Source organism: Marinobacter maroccanus (assembly GCF_002933275.1).
GTDB lineage: Bacteria > Pseudomonadota > Gammaproteobacteria > Pseudomonadales > Oleiphilaceae > Marinobacter > Marinobacter maroccanus.
Window position 1 is genome coordinate 382,669 of the sequence record NZ_PSSX01000002.1, and the last position, 16,727, is coordinate 399,395.

Annotated in this window: 17 protein-coding genes; 8 read left to right on the forward strand and 9 right to left on the reverse strand. The window is 58.6% G+C overall.

Annotated elements, in window-relative coordinates; genetic code table 11:
* Positions 1-148 precede the first annotated feature (148 nt).
* On the forward strand, positions 149-988 hold the full coding sequence (gene nadC / locus KEHDKFFH_RS04345) for a carboxylating nicotinate-nucleotide diphosphorylase (RefSeq protein ID WP_104320768.1): 840 nt from the start codon (positions 149-151) through the stop codon (positions 986-988).
* Here the strand turns inward: nadC and KEHDKFFH_RS04350 are convergent, their stop codons facing one another.
* Genes KEHDKFFH_RS04350 through KEHDKFFH_RS04370 form a run of 5 tightly spaced genes read right to left on the reverse strand, consistent with a single transcriptional unit; the run spans position 989 to position 4,809 of the window.
* Positions 989-1,324, reverse strand: a complete 336-nt coding sequence (locus tag KEHDKFFH_RS04350; RefSeq protein ID WP_104320769.1) for a YqcC family protein — start codon at positions 1,322-1,324, stop codon at positions 989-991. It lies immediately after the preceding gene.
* A 12-nt stretch (positions 1,325-1,336) separates the two neighbouring features.
* Entirely contained in the window at positions 1,337-2,134 is a 798-nt protein-coding gene (locus tag KEHDKFFH_RS04355) for a ParA family protein (RefSeq protein ID WP_104320770.1), read from the reverse strand.
* Positions 2,135-2,194: 60 nt separating this feature from the next.
* Positions 2,195-2,893 (reverse strand): DnaA regulatory inactivator Hda, encoded by a 699-nt coding sequence (gene hda / locus KEHDKFFH_RS04360; protein ID WP_104320771.1) that lies wholly within the window; start codon positions 2,891-2,893, stop codon positions 2,195-2,197.
* Positions 2,890-3,450 (reverse strand): CDP-alcohol phosphatidyltransferase family protein, encoded by a 561-nt coding sequence (locus KEHDKFFH_RS04365; protein WP_192875742.1) that lies wholly within the window; start codon positions 3,448-3,450, stop codon positions 2,890-2,892. The genes hda and KEHDKFFH_RS04365 overlap by 4 nt, the downstream gene beginning before the upstream one ends.
* 21 nt (positions 3,451-3,471) lie before the next feature.
* Positions 3,472-4,809 (reverse strand): DUF2066 domain-containing protein, encoded by a 1,338-nt coding sequence (locus tag KEHDKFFH_RS04370; protein WP_104320772.1) that lies wholly within the window; start codon positions 4,807-4,809, stop codon positions 3,472-3,474.
* A 159-nt stretch (positions 4,810-4,968) separates the two neighbouring features.
* Here KEHDKFFH_RS04370 and purM point away from each other — a divergent pair, with 159 nt between their 5' ends.
* The 3 genes from purM (at position 4,969) to KEHDKFFH_RS04385 (ending at position 7,517) form a co-directional block, all read left to right on the forward strand.
* Positions 4,969-6,033 carry a phosphoribosylformylglycinamidine cyclo-ligase gene (purM, locus tag KEHDKFFH_RS04375; RefSeq protein ID WP_104320835.1) on the forward strand — a complete coding sequence of 355 codons (1,065 nt, stop codon included), beginning with the start codon at positions 4,969-4,971 and terminating at the stop codon, positions 6,031-6,033.
* Positions 6,030-6,692 carry a phosphoribosylglycinamide formyltransferase gene (purN, locus tag KEHDKFFH_RS04380; RefSeq protein WP_104320773.1) on the forward strand — a complete coding sequence of 221 codons (663 nt, stop codon included), beginning with the start codon at positions 6,030-6,032 and terminating at the stop codon, positions 6,690-6,692. The genes purM and purN overlap by 4 nt, the downstream gene beginning before the upstream one ends.
* Positions 6,693-6,782: 90 nt before the next feature.
* On the forward strand, positions 6,783-7,517 hold the full coding sequence (locus KEHDKFFH_RS04385; RefSeq protein ID WP_104320774.1) for a DUF3108 domain-containing protein: 735 nt from the start codon (positions 6,783-6,785) through the stop codon (positions 7,515-7,517).
* Here the strand turns inward: KEHDKFFH_RS04385 and KEHDKFFH_RS04390 are convergent.
* The 4 genes from KEHDKFFH_RS04390 to apbC all read right to left on the reverse strand — a co-directional run bounded on the left by KEHDKFFH_RS04390 (position 7,514) and on the right by apbC (position 11,404).
* Positions 7,514-8,791: a valine--pyruvate transaminase gene (locus KEHDKFFH_RS04390; RefSeq protein ID WP_104320775.1), complete on the reverse strand. Its 1,278-nt coding sequence runs from the start codon at positions 8,789-8,791 to the stop codon at positions 7,514-7,516. The two genes, KEHDKFFH_RS04385 and KEHDKFFH_RS04390, sit on opposite strands and share 4 nt — an antisense overlap.
* 78 nt (positions 8,792-8,869) lie before the next feature.
* Positions 8,870-9,469 (reverse strand): YjaG family protein, encoded by a 600-nt coding sequence (locus tag KEHDKFFH_RS04395; RefSeq protein WP_104320776.1) that lies wholly within the window; start codon positions 9,467-9,469, stop codon positions 8,870-8,872.
* Positions 9,466-10,032 (reverse strand): dCTP deaminase, encoded by a 567-nt coding sequence (dcd, locus tag KEHDKFFH_RS04400; RefSeq protein WP_064230566.1) that lies wholly within the window; start codon positions 10,030-10,032, stop codon positions 9,466-9,468. The genes KEHDKFFH_RS04395 and dcd overlap by 4 nt, the downstream gene beginning before the upstream one ends.
* A gap of 271 nt (positions 10,033-10,303) precedes the next feature.
* Positions 10,304-11,404: an iron-sulfur cluster carrier protein ApbC gene (gene apbC / locus KEHDKFFH_RS04405; RefSeq protein ID WP_104320777.1), complete on the reverse strand. Its 1,101-nt coding sequence runs from the start codon at positions 11,402-11,404 to the stop codon at positions 10,304-10,306.
* Positions 11,405-11,601: 197 nt separating this feature from the next.
* Between apbC and metG the strand changes: the two genes are divergently transcribed.
* Genes metG through rsxC form a run of 4 tightly spaced genes read left to right on the forward strand, consistent with a single transcriptional unit; the run spans position 11,602 to position 16,713 of the window.
* Positions 11,602-13,632: a methionine--tRNA ligase gene (gene metG / locus KEHDKFFH_RS04410; protein ID WP_104320778.1), complete on the forward strand. Its 2,031-nt coding sequence runs from the start codon at positions 11,602-11,604 to the stop codon at positions 13,630-13,632.
* Between the two features lie 44 nt (positions 13,633-13,676).
* The gene (gene rsxA, locus KEHDKFFH_RS04415) at positions 13,677-14,258 is read left to right on the forward strand and encodes an electron transport complex subunit RsxA (protein WP_064230563.1); all 582 of its coding nucleotides are present in this window, start codon (positions 13,677-13,679) and stop codon (positions 14,256-14,258) included.
* A 29-nt stretch (positions 14,259-14,287) separates the two neighbouring features.
* Positions 14,288-14,866 carry an electron transport complex subunit RsxB gene (gene rsxB / locus KEHDKFFH_RS04420; protein ID WP_104320779.1) on the forward strand — a complete coding sequence of 193 codons (579 nt, stop codon included), beginning with the start codon at positions 14,288-14,290 and terminating at the stop codon, positions 14,864-14,866.
* Positions 14,866-16,713, forward strand: a complete 1,848-nt coding sequence (gene rsxC / locus KEHDKFFH_RS04425) for an electron transport complex subunit RsxC (protein WP_104320780.1) — start codon at positions 14,866-14,868, stop codon at positions 16,711-16,713. The genes rsxB and rsxC overlap by 1 nt, the downstream gene beginning before the upstream one ends.
* Positions 16,714-16,727: the final 14 nt, after the last annotated feature.

A 16,727-nucleotide genomic window follows, 5' to 3' on the forward strand; every position in this document is an offset into this window, starting at 1 on the left:
GTTGTGTCAGAATTTGTCACCTTTTGTGTAGACCTGACCTGCGTCACAGTTTAGCAGTATGGGCCGAAGAGTTTGGTGATTCACCAGAGGCCCATTAGAATTGGCAGCCGGAAAAGCCAACAAACCACTATACCGGACACTTTGCCTTATGATCCCCCCTGAACTCCTTCGCCAGGCCAGAATCGAAAATGTTGCACAGAGCCTGCGTGAAGATATTGGTGATGGTGACGTCACGGCCAAACTGATACCCGCCGACAAGCAGGCAAAAGGCCGCGTGATTACCCGGGAAACCGCAACGATTGCGGGCAGGGAGTGGGTAAACGAGGTTTTCCGGCAGGTGGATCCGTCCGTTGAGCTCACCTGGCAAGTATCCGATGGCGAAACCGTTTCACCGGATCAGGTACTGTTCACCATGCAAGGCCCTGCCAGAAGCCTGCTGAGCGCCGAACGCGCCGCCCTGAACTGGCTTCAGACCCTGTCCGGGGTTGCGACCGCCTGCGCCGGTTACGCTGCCCGGGTTGCCCACACCAATGTGCAACTCCTGGATACCCGCAAAACCCTTCCGGGCCTGCGCCTGGCCCAGAAATACGCCGTTGCCTGTGGCGGGTGCTTCAATCACCGCATCGGGCTCTGGGATGCCTTCCTGATCAAGGAAAATCATATTGCCGCCTGCGGCTCTATTGCCGAAGCCATTGAGGCCGCCCACAGGATTGCCCCGGGCAAACCGGTTGAAGTGGAAACCGAAAACCTCCACGAGCTGGCGCAAGCCCTGAAGGCGGGCGCCGACATCATCATGCTGGATGAATTCTCGCTGGAAGACATGCGAACTGCGGTTGCCAGCACCCAAGGCAAGGCAAAGCTTGAGGCCTCCGGGGGAATCAACGCCGACACCCTGGTGCCGATCGCCGAAACCGGCGTGGACTTCATCTCGATTGGCGCGCTGACCAAGGATTTAAAGGCTGTCGACCTGTCAATGAGACTGGACTGATCACTCCCCGCTAAGCAGGCGGTCGATTTCCTCCAGTTCCCTGACCAGCCTGTTGCCGGACTCGGGCCGCCCCCGGAAGTGCTCTTCAGCCATCGGCGCTATGCCGGAGGCCGAAGGCAACGGGTGATCGTTTTCGATAATTACTTTCATCCGTTCCACAAAGATAAATTGCAGCCACTGGTGGAACTCCAGCGTATCGATGCAAAATGGCTGAACACTCTGGAAAGCCTCTTCCGGTGGTGGCTCGGACTCCCACAGCCCCAGCTGCCGCAACTCCATCTCTATGTTCAGCAGGCAGTCCGCCACCTGCCCGATCGGGTCACCGGACTCGGTCATATCAGTCTCGCTTCAGTCAGTGAGCGGCTCAAGTTCCACGTTTTCGCCATGCAGGACCCGGAACAGGTCCTCGTACTGGCGCGTCAGCGGGTGCTTGGGCGCCATATGGATCAGTGGCTGCCGACTCTGATGGGACTCCTTCATTTTCACGGAACTTGAGAGCCGCACCGGCAAGACCGGCAAGCCTTCTTCGATAAGCTCCCTGACCAGCTGCTTTGGCAGGCTGGCGCGGGGCTGGAACTGGTTGGCAACAATCCCCTCCACTACCAGGTCCTCGTTGTGATCTTCCTGAAGATCGCGGATTTCGTTAAGGATGTTGTACAGGGCTTGACGGGAAAAATCGTCGCAATCGAAGGGTATCAGGCAGCGCTGGGCAGCAATCAGCGCGGAGCGGGTGTAGAAATTCAGTGCGGGCGCTGTGTCGATGTAGATTGCATCGAAGGATTCACCGAGCTTTTTCAGGGCCTCTCTCAGCTTGTAGATCTTGTGCTTGGCTTCCAGCTTGCGCTCCAGGAAGTCCAACTCCGGGCTGGAAGGCATCACAAAAAGGTTCTTGAACGGTGAGGCGTGGACGAATTCGTCCGGCCGGCGATTGAACACGGTGAACGCAACCGTCTGCTCAAGCAGATCGGCAACGGTGTCCTTGAGTTCGCTGGCGGGCTTGCCCAGCAGGTAGTGGGTGGAGTTTCCCTGGGGATCGAGATCCACGACCAGGGTTCGCTTTCCACGAGCGGCGCTGATAGCTGCGAGGTTGCACGTGATACTGGACTTGCCGACACCGCCTTTCTGGTTGAATACCACCCGTCTCATTTTCTCTCTCCCTTGATGAACCCGTTATCGTTGTCTGCCCTGCAATTAATTCTGTCCAAGTCACCAACCCATCACTGTTTTCACAAACGGAATGGTGAGTCTTCTCTGGGCCTGAAGTGAGTTTTCATCCAGTATATCCAGAATCCCCAGCAAATCACCGAGCCTTCGAGGCGCCCGGCGCATAATGTAGCTGGCTACATCATCCGCCATTACCAGCCCCCGCTTTTCCGCCCGGGCCCTGAGAATCTTCATTCGATCTTCATCCCGGTAGATGCCCAGCTGGATGATCAGCCCGTGGCTGAGCCTGGAGACCAGATCCGGCAACTCGAAAGGCAAACTGGCCGGCAAATCCGCCAAACTTACCAGCAAAAGGCCGCCCCGGTCCTGTATCCGGTTATAAAGATGAAAAATGGCCTCTTCCCACATCCGCTGGCCTGCGATGCGGTCAACATCGTCCAGACAGACGATGTCATGGGTCTCAAGCCCCGACAGAGCATCAGGACCAAAAGGCTCAAGCTCGGCAATGCTGATGCAGACCGCAGCTCTGCCCTGCTTTTCACCCAGGTGACACACCGCCTGCAAAAGATGGCTTTTGCCGGTATCGGCGTCACCACACAGGACAACCGCCGGAACATCATCAGGTTGATGAGACACGGATTCAAGACGCTGGGCTGCCCTGGTGTTCCGGTCGCCGTGGAAGTTGTCGAATCGGGCATCATCACGCAGCTTGACCCCGAGCACCAACTGGGACGCAGTCATGGCCGGGTAGCCCTCCACGCACGTAAGCCCCATACGAACAGGTAATGCGCCCCGCTGAACACAGTTGACACAGCCACCAGGAGAATACCTGCATCCACCACCCAGGGCTGCATCGGCAAATCCGCCAGGAGCACAATAATGGCCAGGGCGACGAGAATCTGGATAAAGGTATTGATCTTGCCAGGGATACTGGGCTCCATATCGTAACGGCCAACCGTGTAGTGGTATGCCAGTGCGCCGATGACAATCAATAGATCCCGCCCCAGAACCAGCAAAAACAACCAGACTGGCAGAACGGCAGTGAGCGTAAGCATCAGATAAGCGGTGATCAGCAACGCCTTGTCGGCCAGGGGATCGGCGATTGCCCCAAGTCTGGAACGCCAGTTGAAATGCCGGGCCAGGAAACCGTCAACCGCGTCGGTACCCGCCGCCAGGAAGAAGATCAACAGCGCCCGGCGATAATCCCCGGCCAACAGCGCTCCCGCAAAGGGAGCGATCAACAGGATGCGCAGGAACGTCAGGGCATTGGGAATCCAGCGCCAGCGGTGCAAATTCAAAAGACTCCCTCCCGTTACACCTTATTCGCCGCCATCGCTCCCGATGACAGAAGACGGTTGCCAACGATAATACAGAACCTGGTACAGGGATTCGAACGCCTCCCTGGCCTCTTCCTCATCAACGGGCACCGGCTGGTAGGTATACAAGGAAGTCTCCCCGGATTCTTCAGTTGAGGTCTGCTGGCCCCCTTCAACCGGTTGCGCTTCCTGGCTTTCGGGCGTTTCTTCGGCATCTTTCGCAGGCGATGCCACCGGATCGGCTGTTGTCCGGGCAGTATCGGACGGTTCGGCCGGAACGTCTGACTCCATCGGAACAAAGCGCGGATCCAGGGCGATGTACTCGCGAAGCTGGTCCAGCTCACCGGAGAAAGCCACACGCAGGGTGAGTTGTTCATCGCGCACCCTGTGGGCACCGACACTGACAACGGGTGTCAGCCCCTCCAGCACCTTATTGGCTCTGGCGTAGTCTTCCAGTGAGGTTACGCCGCGCAGGACAATATCCACTTGCGGGGAATCCCCCACTTCCGAGGCAGCCACGGCATATCTGCTGGCGTACAGCTCGGCCCAGCGATTAATCATCGCCTCTGCCAATGCTTCCGGAGTCTGCGCGGTTACTGACTCTTCGCCAGCATTCATGGCCATACCATCGAACACCCAACCGGCACGCCATTGCCCGCCAGCACGGCTGACCCGCACCAGGGCCAGTACATCATGGTCCAGCTCCTCGGAGGCCGACTTAACCCGGCCAGTAAACTGCCCCCAGATATCGGACAGCAATTCCCGGTCTGCGGCGAAATCCGCTGGCGGCAGTGCCATCGGCAAGCCCCGCTTCCTGACAGCCTCATCGAACGCCGCCCGCCAGTTTCCGGCGCTTTCCTGGCCAGCGCCTGGGTCAGCGCGGGTCACGAGCGTTCGCGAACCGCGATCCTCGGCAGCAATCCAGGCCAGCGTGAGCGGTCTGTTGGCACCCCACACCGGCGCGTTGATCGAGGCCAGCGCGCGATTCACCCCGACCGCTCCGAACGACATACTCAGAACACTCTGGCCGGATTCATCCCGGGCAACCTGGTAGGAAAGCAGTAACGACTCGGCATCGGACAGCAGTGCTTCAACGCCTTCCATCGCCAAGACTTCGCGGGTACCAGAAACCCTGACCAACACCTGCCTGAGGCCATCCGCATAGCCCTGGGCCAGCTGACCCGGCGAGGACCCAGCCACCGGTACTTTGGCCGAATAAAGACCGGAAACGGTCACTGCGGTTACCTGGGCGGAAAACCCGACCAGCAGAAAGGCAAACAGCGCAAAGAACCACGCCGGGTAAACAGACCTGTGTGCCGGCTTTTGTCCTGATACTGACATGAAACACCCTGCAATTCGCATGAATGGCGCATAGGATACACCATGCCCCAGGGCGTGAGTAGCAGCCCCGGATTTCAGAAAAGCAATATACATTTGGAGCACCACACCGCACCTGTTAAAATCCGCCGCCTGACCCACTGGCCAACGGTTAAGTACACCATGAGCGAACAGAAGCCCTCCCTGACCTACCGCGATGCTGGCGTCGATATCGATGCAGGCAATGAACTCGTCAGCCGAATCAAGGACACCGCAGCGCGCACCCGCCGCCCGGAGGTTCTTGGCGGCCTGGGCGGCTTCGGCGCCATGGTCTCGATCCCCGCCGGATACAACGAACCCGTTCTGGTTTCCGGTACGGACGGAGTAGGCACCAAGCTCAGATTGGCCATGCAGCTGGACAAGCACGACAGCATCGGTATTGATCTGGTCGCCATGTGCGTGAACGACCTGGTGGTTGGTGGTGCTGAACCACTGTTCTTCCTTGATTATTATGCCACCGGCAAGCTCAACGTAGACGTTGCAGCTCAGGTTGTCGCAGGGATTGGGGAAGGTTGCGAACAGGCTGGCTGCGCACTGGTAGGCGGCGAAACTGCCGAAATGCCGGGCATGTACGAAGGCGACGACTACGACCTCGCTGGCTTCTGCGTGGGCGTCGCCGAGCGCAGCGAGATTATCGATGGCAGCCGTGTTCAGTCTGGAGACGTGTTGATTGCTCTGGGCTCCTCCGGCCCCCACTCCAACGGCTACTCCCTGATCCGGAAAATTCTTGAAGTCAGCAACGCCGACCTCGACCAGCCAATGGGCGACACCACCCTGGCCAACGCTTTGATGGCACCGACGCGAATCTATGTAAAGAACCTTCTGCAGCTGATTCGCGAAGTGGACGTTCGGGCACTTTCCCACATCACCGGTGGTGGCCTGCCGGAAAATATTCCCAGGGTGCTGCCGAACGGAACCATTGCAGCCATTGATACCGACAGCTGGTCGCTGCCCCCGGTGTTCCAGTGGCTCAAGAACAACGGCGGCGTTGCCAGTGAAGAAATGTACAGAACGTTCAACTGTGGTATCGGCATGATTGTCTGCGTGCCCGCCAATCAGAAAGAGCTGGCCCTGGATACCCTGAAAGCACTGGGTGAGCACGCCTGGCAGGTAGGCTTGATCGAACGTGCAGATAACGAAGAGGCAGATGCCTGCGTTCGCTACGCAGCGGGGCTGCTGTCGGCATGAAGGCAGATCAGACCCCGTTGCCGAAAATCCTGGTGCTCGCCTCTGGCAGTGGCACCAACCTGCAGGCTCTGATTGATGCCAGCCGTGAGCGCGATTTTCCCGGGCAAATAGTTGCCGTCGGCTGCAACCAGCCCGGCGCGTTTGCCCTTGAGCGCGCTGCCCAGGCGAATGTCGAGACCTTTGTGGTAAACCACAAGAATTTCGAATCCCGGGACGAGTTTGACGCCTCCCTGATGGCGGAAATCCTCCGCTATAATCCCGACGTGATTGTGCTGGCGGGATTCATGCGGATTCTGACCACCGATTTCGTTCGGGCGTTTCGGGGCAAGATGCTGAACATCCACCCTTCACTGCTGCCGAAATACACCGGGCTGAACACTCACCGCCGGGCACTGGAGGCGGGCGATACGGTTCACGGCGTTTCTATCCACTTTGTTACCGAAGAGCTCGATGGCGGCCCCGTGATTGCCCAGGCAGAAGTTTCGATTGCTTCCGACGACACGCCCGAAAGCCTCGCAGAGAAAGTACAGGCCAAGGAACATATCCTCTACCCCATTGTTGTGCGCTGGTTTTGCGAAGGCCGGATTCAGCTGGGCAGCGATTACGTGCTGTTCGACGGCGAACCGTTGAACGCCCCAATGCGCCTGCCGGACAACTGATACATCGCCTGAACGAATTGTCATCCCAGCATCCTGCCCGAGCAGCTACACTGTCGCCATTGATGACGGTAATGGTTCGGGTTTAATAAGATGCTTTCACGACGACTCAGCAAAAAAGATTGCGTGGCCTTCCTGATCTGCCTTGGCATTCTGGCCGGGCCGGTCACTCTGCACGCACAGACCGAAGCCGGGCTCACACCTTTCGAGGCCAGCTATACTGCGGCCATGGAAAAGGGCCTATCCCTCAATGGTACCGCAAAGCGCGCACTCACCTCCCAGGGCAACGACGTCTGGCTGTACCGCACGGATGTGGACTCCTTTATCGTCAGTATCGATGAATCCCTGGTTTTTCGCTGGGAGGACGGTCAAGTCATACCCATGAGATACCGATATCGCTTATCCGGCTTTCTGGTCAGCGACCGCAAGCACTCCATCGACTTTGACTGGTCCGAGGGCATCGCGACCGGGGAATACAAGGGAAAGCCGTTTGAGCTGGCGCTGGAGGAAAGCCTGCTGGACCCGCTGGGTTATCAACTTCAGCTGCACCAGGACATCAAGAACGGTAAGCGGGAGATGACCTATCGGGTGCTCGACGGAAACTCCATCGACACTGATCGCTTCGCGGTGATCAATGGCGAGAACATGAGTACCGGCAGCCAACAAAGGACCACCCTCAAAGCTGAGAAGATTCGGGAGGACTCGAAGCGCCAGACCCTGATGTGGTTCTCGCCGGAGCAGAATTTCCTGCTCGTCCGGCTCAGACAGGTGGAGCCGGACGGCAGCACTTACGAACTGAAACTCAAGGAAGCGGAGTTCGAGCGCTAGAGGCTGCGCCCTGCCTCCCGCCAGACCGCTTTGACCTCATCGGCGATAATCCGCAGTCCCTCTGCAACCCGGTCATCGTCCTGGGAATAGGTCACCCGCAGGCATTCGTGCCTGTGCTTCCAGCCATCTTCCGGCAGCCCCGGGAAGAAATAGTGCCCGGAAACCACCAGAACACCCCGGCTCTTCAGCCGCTGATACAACTCTAGGCTGGTAATCGGCAGATCCGGAAACCAGAGCCACAGGAACATGGCGCCCTCGGGTTTATGGACATACCAGCGGCAACTGTCCTCCCCCATGGCGTCCCGGAAAGCGGCTACGGCCCGCTCCATCTTCGCCTTGTAGAAAGGGCAAACCACATCCCGGCTCAGAGACAATATTTCACCGGAGCGAACCAGAGGCTCTGCCAGCATGGCGCCAAAACTGCCGGTGGCAAGGTTCATGATGGCATTTATACCTGACAACGCCTTGATCACCGGCTCGGCCGCAATCACGATACCGGTCCGCGCTGCCGGCAAACCAAGCTTCGACAGGCTCAGGCAGAGGATGATCTGGTCGTTCCAGGTCGGGGTTGCATCGACGAACAGCAAGCTGGGAAACGGTGTGCCATAGGCGCCGTCAACGATCAGTGGTATGTCGTGTTGTCGGGCGAGCTCTTCAAGCCGCGCAAGCTCTTCGTCAGTAACGACGTTGCCAGTCGGATTGGTGGGGCGTGACACACAGATAGCGCCGGTCTCGCCGGTAACCTCCACGGCATCAAAATCCACCCGGTACTTGAATTCGTGGCCATCGGTGAACGATATGTCCGGCTGGACCGCATGGAACAGGCCCGGTTCGATGCCGGCGTCGGCGTAGCCGATGTACTCGGGCGCCAGGGGCAAGAGGATGTGCTTGCGGTGACCCTCACCATAATCGCCGCCGAACATGTTGAACAGCATGAAGAAGGCCGCCTGGCTGCCATTGGTCAGGGCAATGTTCTCGGGTTTCAGGCCCCAGCCATATTCCCGGTTGAGCAGCTCGGCGAGCGAGGCGATAAACTGCTTTTCGCCCTGGGGCGGATCGTAGATGCCGACCAGGCGACGAACGTCACCCTCGTTACGACTCATGTCCGCCAGAATTTCCTGAACTCTCTGCTGGATCTCGGGAATGTGCCCCGGATTCCCGCCACCCATCATGATCATGTCGTCGCCGGATGCCATGGCATTACCCAGGTCATCCATCAGAGACGTGATGCCGGCATCGGCGGTGAACTTGCGACCAAAAGCAGAGAGTTTCATGGGGTAAAATCCATCTGACCTAATCTGAAAATATCGGGTAATACCGGAAGTGTAGCTTGCTTGCTCGCTCGCCAACGTTTATTCGGTAAGCGAAATGCCAAGGTTACTGACACCCTCGTTGGCTGCATCCTCCCGGAGACGGGCCACGAACTGATCGGTCGGCGTGCGTTGGCGCTTCAGCTCCAGGATCAGGTCCCGCTGGAAGGTCTTGTCTTCTTTCATCAACGGGTGATGATCAAGCAGACGGACGAGTTCGTCTTCCTCCAGGTCTTCCCCTTCGGACAGCTCAATAAAGTTCATCACGGTTCCGGTCGCCATCTGTGACGCATCGGTAGCGCGGTGTTTTGAGGGATTCAGGCGGTTCAGCAGCGCCTGCTCCAGCAGCTGACAGAAGTCGAAGGCCGGGTAAACACCGTAGGCGTCGTAGGCGTCCACGTCCGGCGACAGGGTTTCCAGTTTGGCGAGCAACTGGGGAATGGCGGATTCGGCGACGTCTTTCTGAAGCATGCCCCAGGCCAGATCCAGAAGCTGGCGCATTTTGGCACCGGTCTTCAGGCCCATGGCATCGGCAAACAGGGCGTAGTTCGGGAATGAGCGCTCGGCCAGAGCCAGCAGGAAGGCGCATTCGCGCCAGCCCTGCAGTTGTGAAACGGCTTTCAGGAACTGGTTGGCGTTCATGTCCTGGGCAGGGTCACGCCGGTCTGGCCAAGATATTTGCCGCCCCGGTCTTTGTAGCTGGTTTCACAGATCTCGTCGGATTCGAAGAACAGCATCTGGGCGACGCCTTCGTTGGCGTAGATCTTCGCCGGCAGGTTGGTGGTGTTGGAAAATTCCAGGGTAACCTGGCCTTCCCATTCCGGCTCCAGCGGGGTGACGTTGACGATGATGCCGCAACGAGCGTAGGTGGACTTGCCCAGGCAGATGGTCAGTACGCTTCGCGGGATGCGGAAGTACTCAACCGTGCGGGCCAGTGCAAAGGAGTTCGGCGGGATGATGCAGACGTCGCCGGTGTAGTTGACGAAGCTGTTTTCGTCGAAGTTCTTCGGGTCCACGGTGGCGGAGTGGACGTTGGTGAAGATTTTGAATTCGTTGCTGCAGCGTACGTCGTAGCCGTAGCTGGAGGTGCCGTAGGAGATCACGCGGCCTTTTTCGGTTTCACGAACCTGTCCGCTTTCATACGGTTCGATCATGCCGTGTTGTTCGGACATCCGGCGAATCCACTTGTCGGATTTGATGCTCATTGGCGAAGTCTCGTATCCACTGGGAAAATTGGGGCGTAGTTTACCTGTTCCCTGAAGGTCTGTCGAAGCTTCAGCAGCTTACTTATTTGCTTGAGCTTGGGGGGCTGCTTTGCTTGAGCTTGGAGGCTGCGGTCACAGGAAAAGCCGTCCAAAAACCGCTACGAGCACGTCCATGTGCGCTTGTTTCCGGCCATCCATGGCCTCCAACATTTTTGGACGGCTTTTCCTGCGCCCGCGATCGGACCGCGTGCAAGCCCGCTTGCGAATCCGGTCAGTGTTCGGTCACTGAAACGCTTGAGATCGAACCGGAGAGGTTCCGCTCGCGGGTCGAGAGCTCGGCCCCTACTCTTCTCGCGATATCCCGGTACCGACGGGCCACTTCGGAGTCCGGTTCGGCGATCACCGAGGGGGTGCCGCCGTCGGTCTGTTCGCGGATGGTCATGTGCAAGGGCAGCTGGCCCAGGAGCGTGGTGTCGTATTCCTGGGCAATGCGTTCGCCGCCGCCGTGGCCGAAGAGGGGTTCTTCGTGGCCGCAGTTGCTGCAGATGTGGACGCTCATGTTTTCGACAACGCCCAACACGGGGATGTCGACTTTTCGGAACATTTCGATGCCTTTTTTGCCGTCCAGCAGGGCGATGTCCTGGGGTGTGGTGACGATGACGGCGCCGGTTACCGGGACTTTCTGGGCCAGGGTCAGCTGGATGTCGCCGGTGCCCGGCGGCATGTCGACGATAAGGTAGTCGAGTTCGTTCCAGAGGGTCTGCTGGAGCAGTTGCATCACGGCGCCGCTGACCATGGGGCCGCGCCAGACCATGGGGGTTTTCTCGGTGACGACGAAGGCCATGGAGTTGGCCTGGAGGCCGTGGGCGTCCATGGGGACGAAGTATTTGTTTTCGCGGGTGTCGGGGAGTTTGCCTTCGGGCACGCCTAGCATCATTCCGATGCTGGGGCCGTAGATATCGGCGTCGAGGATGCCGACTCTGGCGCCTTCGGCCTGGAGTGCCAGGGCAAGGTTGACGGCGGTGGTGGATTTGCCAACGCCGCCCTTACCGGACGCCACTGCAATGATGTTTTTCACGCCGGGCACCGAGGGCAGGTCTTTCTGGACTTTGTAGGAGTGGATTTTCTGGCCCACGTGGACGTCCACATTTTCTACCCCGTCGACGTCTTCCAGGGCGTTGCCCACTAGCTGTTTCAGGGCGCCGGCGATGCCTTTCGAGGGGTATGGCAGCTCGACCATGAGGGTGACGTTTCCGCTCTCATCGGCATTCAGGGATTTAACGGCACCCAGTTCATAGAGGTCCTTGTTCAGGTACGGGTCACGGTATTGGCGAACCGCTGTTTGCAGGGCCTGCTCAGAAATCTGTGTCATCGGGTTCTCCGGAATAAGCTCATGCTCGATTTTAAGCACGGAAACAGGTGATTCGGGTGAAAAATATCTGCTCGGAAGGTATCATCTGTGCCCGTTTCTGACCATATGGGGTCTTTACCTGGCGCAATCAATCTAGACAGCCGCCAGTCCCCGTTTTGTCTTTCCAACCCGTGTCAACATAAGGTTCGGACATCACCATGACGCAAGCGAGCAAGCAACAGCGCGATATTCTGGTTACCAGCGCCCTGCCGTACGCCAACGGCCCTATCCATCTCGGGCACCTGCTGGAATACATTCAGACCGATATCTGGGCGCGCTACCAGAAGATGCGGGGCCAGAACTGTTACTACGTCTGCGCCGATGATGCCCATGGCACTGCGATCATGCTCCGCGCCGAGCGGGAAGGTATTACCTCCGAGCAGCTGATCGACCGGATCCGCGAGGAGCACCAGGAAGATTTCGCCGGGTTCCATATCCGCTTTGACAACTATTACACCACTCACTCCGAGGAGAACCGTCAGTTCTCGGAGTACATCTACCGTCAGCTTCAGGAAAACGGGCACATTGCCACACGCAAGATCACCCAGTCCTACGACCCGGAAAAGGACATGTTCCTGGCGGACCGGTTCATCAAGGGCACCTGCCCCAAGTGCAAGGCCGAGGACCAGTACGGGGATAACTGCGAGGCCTGTGGCGCTACCTACACGCCTGCCGAACTCATCAACCCCCGTTCGGCGGTCTCCGGTGCGACGCCTATCGAGAAAGAGTCAGAACACTATTTCTTCAAATTGCCGGACTTCCACGACTTCCTCGCCAAGTGGACCCGCAGCGGCACGCTTCAGCCCCAGGTGGCCAACAAGCTGGCGGAATGGCTGGACGCAGGCCTCCAGGAATGGGACATCAGCCGTGATGCGCCCTACTTCGGTTTCGAAATTCCGGATGCGCCCGGCAAGTACTTCTACGTGTGGCTGGACGCGCCGATCGGCTACCTGGCCAGCTTCAAGAACCTGTGCAACCGTGAAGGCATCGATTTCGAGCACTTCTGGAAAGCGGATTCTGAGGCCGAGGTCTACCACTTCATCGGCAAGGACATCATCAACTTCCACGCCCTGTTCTGGCCGTCCATGCTTCACGATGCCGGCTTCCGTACGCCGACGGCGGTCTGGGCCCACGGCTTTGTCACCGTCAACGGCAAGAAGATGTCCAAGTCCCGCGGTACGTTTATCATGGCCCGCACCTACCTGGACCATCTGAACCCGGAATACCTGCGCTACTACTTCGCCGCCAAGCTGACCGGCAGCGTGGATGACATGGACCTGAACCTGGAAGACTTTGCGGCCCGGGTGAACTCGGATCTGGTGGGCAAGGTGGTCAACATTGCCAGCCGCAGTGCCGGTTTCATTACCAAGCGCTTCGACGGCCAGCTTGGCGAGGTGACCGAGCACGCCAAACTGAAGGAATTCATCGAGGCCGGCAAGGAAATCGAGGAATTCTACGAGACCCGCGAATTTGGCCGCGCGATGCGCCGGATCATGGAGCTGGCCGACATTGCCAACCAGTATGTCAATGATGAGCAGCCGTGGGTGATCGCCAAGCAGGAAGGCCAGGACGAGAATCTTCAGGCCATCTGCACCAACGCCATCAACATGTTCCATCTTCTGATGACCTATCTGGCACCGGTACTGCCAGAGACCGCCAAGGCTTCCGAGGCGTTCCTGAATGCGCCGCTGGACTGGAACCATCGTAGCGAGCGCCTGGAAAACCACGGCATCAACAAGTTCAAGCCGCTGATGAACCGTGTGGACATGGCCCAGATCGAGAAAATGCTTGATGCCTCCAAGGAGGAGTTGCCTGCAGCGACTGGCAAACCGGCACCTGCTGCCAATCTTGAGCCCATCGCGGATGAAATAGAATTTGGCGATTTCGCGAAAGTGGATCTTCGCGTCGTTAAAATTGTCAAAGCCGAGCACGTGGAAGGTGCCGACAAACTCCTTCGCCTCACCCTTGACGTAGGGCATGGCGAGCGCAACGTGTTTGCTGGTATCAAGTCAGCCTACAAGCCGGAAGATCTTGAGGGGCGCCTGACGGTCATGGTGGCCAACCTCAAACCGCGGAAAATGAAGTTCGGGATGTCCGAGGGCATGGTTCTGGCGGCAGGCCCCGGTGGCAAGGATATCTTTATCCTGTCCCCGGATTCCGGCGCCACCCCCGGCATGCGGATTATGTAAGGGCGGCCGGGCAACGCTGGCAGGGGTCCAATGGAGCAAGGTAAATGACCGAATATCTGCTGATTCTGGTCAGCACCATTCTGGTGAACAATTTTGTACTGGTTCAGTTCTTGGGCCTGTGCCCGTTCATGGGCGTATCCAGCAAGCTGGAAACGGCCATGGGTATGTCGCTGGCTACCACGTTCGTGCTGACCCTGGCATCGGTGTGCAGCTACCTTGCCTACACTTACCTGCTTGAACCGCTGGATCTGGCGTTTCTGAGAACCATCACGTTCATTCTAGTGATTGCCGTGGTGGTCCAGTTCACCGAGATGGTGGTTCGTAAGACAAGCCCGTTGCTTTATCGGGTGCTGGGTATTTTCCTTCCGCTGATCACCACGAACTGCGCGGTGCTCGGCGTTGCCCTTCTGAACATCAACAAGAACAACAACTTTGTTGAGTCGGTTCTGTACGGATTTGGCGCAGCAGCGGGCTTTTCCATGGTTCTGGTGCTGTTCGCGGCCATGCGTGAGCGCATCGCCGTGGCCGACGTGCCAGTTGCCTTTCGCGGTGCTGCCATCGGTCTGGTTACGGCCGGGCTGATGGCTCTGGCTTTCCTGGGCTTTGGCGGCCTGGTCAGCGTTTGACCGGCTGGCAGGATTAGGAGTAACAGGTTATGTGGACAAGCGTTCTTGTTGCCGTTGTGGTTCTTCTGGCCCTTGCCGTTGTTTTCGGCGGCCTGCTCGGATTTGCCGCCGAACGATTCAAGGTGGAAGGCAACCCCCTGGTCGACCAGATCGATGCCCTTCTGCCCCAGACCCAGTGCGGCCAATGCGGCTATCCCGGGTGTCGGCCCTATGCCGAATCCATTGCCGAAGGCGGCCCCATCAACAAGTGTCCGCCAGGTGGCGAGTCCACTATCAAGGCGCTGGCAGACCTGCTGGATGTGGAGCCGGAACCATTGGATGCCGAGCATGGCGTTGAGCAGGTCAAAAGGGTTGCCATTATTCGCGAAGACGAGTGCATCGGTTGCACCAAGTGCATCCAGGCCTGCCCCGTGGATGCCATTCTGGGTGCCGCCAAACACATGCACACAGTCATTGAGAGCGAATGCACCGGCTGTGATCTGTGCGTTGATCCCTGCCCGGTAGACTGTATCGACATGGTGACAGTGGAACCGGATATTCGCACGTGGACCTGGACACCACCCAAATCCGGACTCATTGCCACCGATCGCCAGGGAGCCAGCGCCTGATGACTCAACTCTGGGACTTCTCCGGCGGTATCCATCCTCCGGAACACAAAGACATCTCGACAGCCCGTCCGATTCGCAACGCCGGCGTGCCAGACTACCTGATCCTGCCACTTCAGCAGCACATCGGCGATCCAGCCGAAGCCATTGTTGAGGTGGGTGAGCGGGTTTTGAAGGGCCAGAAAATTGCCGACGTTAAAACCGGCATAGGCGTTCCCGTTCATGCACCGACATCCGGCGTAATCGAAAGCATTGCCGACTTCCCGGTCCCCCATCCCTCAGGTATGGCGGACCGGTGCATCACCCTGAAACCGGACGGCGAGGACCAATGGTGCCTGCGCAGCCCAGTGGCGGATTATCGTTCTCTGGAGCGCGACGAGGTTCTGCAAATTATCCATGATGCCGGTATTTCCGGCATGGGTGGCGCCGGCTTTCCCACCAACATCAAACTCCGGCCACCGCGGGACCGCAAGGTAAGCACGCTCATCCTTAACGGTGCCGAATGCGAGCCCTACATCACCGCTGACGACATGACCATGCGGGAAAAGGCCGACGAGGTGGTTGCCGGCCTGAAAATCATGGCCTGGATTCTGCGCCCCGAGCGTTGCGTGATCGGGATTGAGGACAACAAGCCCGAGGCCATTGCCGCACTTCGAAAAGCCACCGAAGGCACCCAGACCGAAATAGCCGTTGTGCCGACCAAGTACCCCTCGGGTGGTGAGAAGCAGCTGATCCAGATACTGACCGGAATGGAAGTACCCAGCGGCGGCATTCCGGCCGATATTGGCGTGATGTGCCAGAACATCGGCACTGCCGTGGCCGTGGCACAGGCGGTCTTTGAGGGAACACCGCTTATCTCCCGTGTGGTTACCATCACCGGGGAAGCCGTTCGGGAACCGGGCAATTTCGAAGCCCTTATTGGCACGCCGATTGAGCATTTGCTGGAGCAGGCCGGTATCAACCAGGACGCGGTCAGCCGCCTGGTCCTTGGCGGCCCCATGATGGGCTACACGCTGACAACAGAAGCAGTCCCGGTAATCAAAACTACCAACTGCGTGATCGCCGCGACGGCCACTGAATTACCGGCACCACCGCCGGAGCAGCCCTGCATTCGCTGTGGACAGTGCGCCGAAGCCTGCCCGATGGAGCTATTGCCACAACAGCTGTTCTGGCACGCCAAGGCCACCGAATTTGAAAAGGCGGAGCACCTGAACCTGTTTGACTGTATTGAATGCGGGGCCTGTTCCTACGTGTGCCCAAGTTCCATTCCACTGGTTCAGTACTATCGATTCGCCAAGGGCGAGATCCGTGCACAACAGGCGGAGCAGCTGAAGGCAGACCGGGCCCGCGAAAGGTTCGAAGCCCGCCAGGCCCGCCTTGAGCGTGAGCAGCAGGAGAAAGAGCTCAGGCGCAAGGAGCGCGCAAAGGCCGCTGCCGACGCGGCGGCCAAGAAGCAGGCCGAAGCGGAAAAAGCTACAGACGAGGGTGAGGCCGTCGATGAGCGGGCCGCCAAGTCAGCCCTGGTTGAACAGGCCCTGGCCCGCAAGAAAGCAAAGGCCGAGGCATCTCAGCCACCTGGCTCCAGTGCGGCGCCGGCCCCCAGTGCCCCGCCTGCAGAGCAAAAACCGGATATTGAGGCCCTCGAAAAGCAGCTGAGCCAGGCTCAGTCGAAACTGGACACCATGCAGGGCATGCTGGATTACGCCAAAGCCCAGCAGGCAGACAACGTAGAAAAGCTGGAGCGGGCCGTGGCCAAGAACCACGACCGGGTACAACGGGCTGAAGAGGCACTGTCTGAAGCCAGAGAGAAGCTGGCCGCCGGTTTAACTGAATCCCAGCCAACCCACTAACCGAGATCAGGCAC

Bases quoted from the DNA above. Each gene is read 5' to 3' on its own strand.
- nadC (WP_104320768.1), top strand. From the start codon at position 149: ATGATCCCCCCTGAACTCCTTCGCCAGGCCAGAATCGAAAATGTTGCA.
- KEHDKFFH_RS04350 (WP_104320769.1), bottom strand. From the start codon at position 1,324: ATGACCGAGTCCGGTGACCCGATCGGGCAGGTGGCGGACTGCCTGCTG.
- KEHDKFFH_RS04355 (WP_104320770.1), bottom strand. From the start codon at position 2,134: ATGAGACGGGTGGTATTCAACCAGAAAGGCGGTGTCGGCAAGTCCAGT.
- hda (WP_104320771.1), bottom strand. From the start codon at position 2,893: ATGACTGCGTCCCAGTTGGTGCTCGGGGTCAAGCTGCGTGATGATGCC.
- KEHDKFFH_RS04370 (WP_104320772.1), bottom strand. From the start codon at position 4,809: ATGTCAGTATCAGGACAAAAGCCGGCACACAGGTCTGTTTACCCGGCG.
- purM (WP_104320835.1), top strand. From the start codon at position 4,969: ATGAGCGAACAGAAGCCCTCCCTGACCTACCGCGATGCTGGCGTCGAT.
- purN (WP_104320773.1), top strand. From the start codon at position 6,030: ATGAAGGCAGATCAGACCCCGTTGCCGAAAATCCTGGTGCTCGCCTCT.
- KEHDKFFH_RS04385 (WP_104320774.1), top strand. From the start codon at position 6,783: ATGCTTTCACGACGACTCAGCAAAAAAGATTGCGTGGCCTTCCTGATC.
- KEHDKFFH_RS04390 (WP_104320775.1), bottom strand. From the start codon at position 8,791: ATGAAACTCTCTGCTTTTGGTCGCAAGTTCACCGCCGATGCCGGCATC.
- KEHDKFFH_RS04395 (WP_104320776.1), bottom strand. From the start codon at position 9,469: ATGAACGCCAACCAGTTCCTGAAAGCCGTTTCACAACTGCAGGGCTGG.
- dcd (WP_064230566.1), bottom strand. From the start codon at position 10,032: ATGAGCATCAAATCCGACAAGTGGATTCGCCGGATGTCCGAACAACAC.
- apbC (WP_104320777.1), bottom strand. From the start codon at position 11,404: ATGACACAGATTTCTGAGCAGGCCCTGCAAACAGCGGTTCGCCAATAC.
- metG (WP_104320778.1), top strand. From the start codon at position 11,602: ATGACGCAAGCGAGCAAGCAACAGCGCGATATTCTGGTTACCAGCGCC.
- rsxA (WP_064230563.1), top strand. From the start codon at position 13,677: ATGACCGAATATCTGCTGATTCTGGTCAGCACCATTCTGGTGAACAAT.
- rsxB (WP_104320779.1), top strand. From the start codon at position 14,288: ATGTGGACAAGCGTTCTTGTTGCCGTTGTGGTTCTTCTGGCCCTTGCC.
- rsxC (WP_104320780.1), top strand. From the start codon at position 14,866: ATGACTCAACTCTGGGACTTCTCCGGCGGTATCCATCCTCCGGAACAC.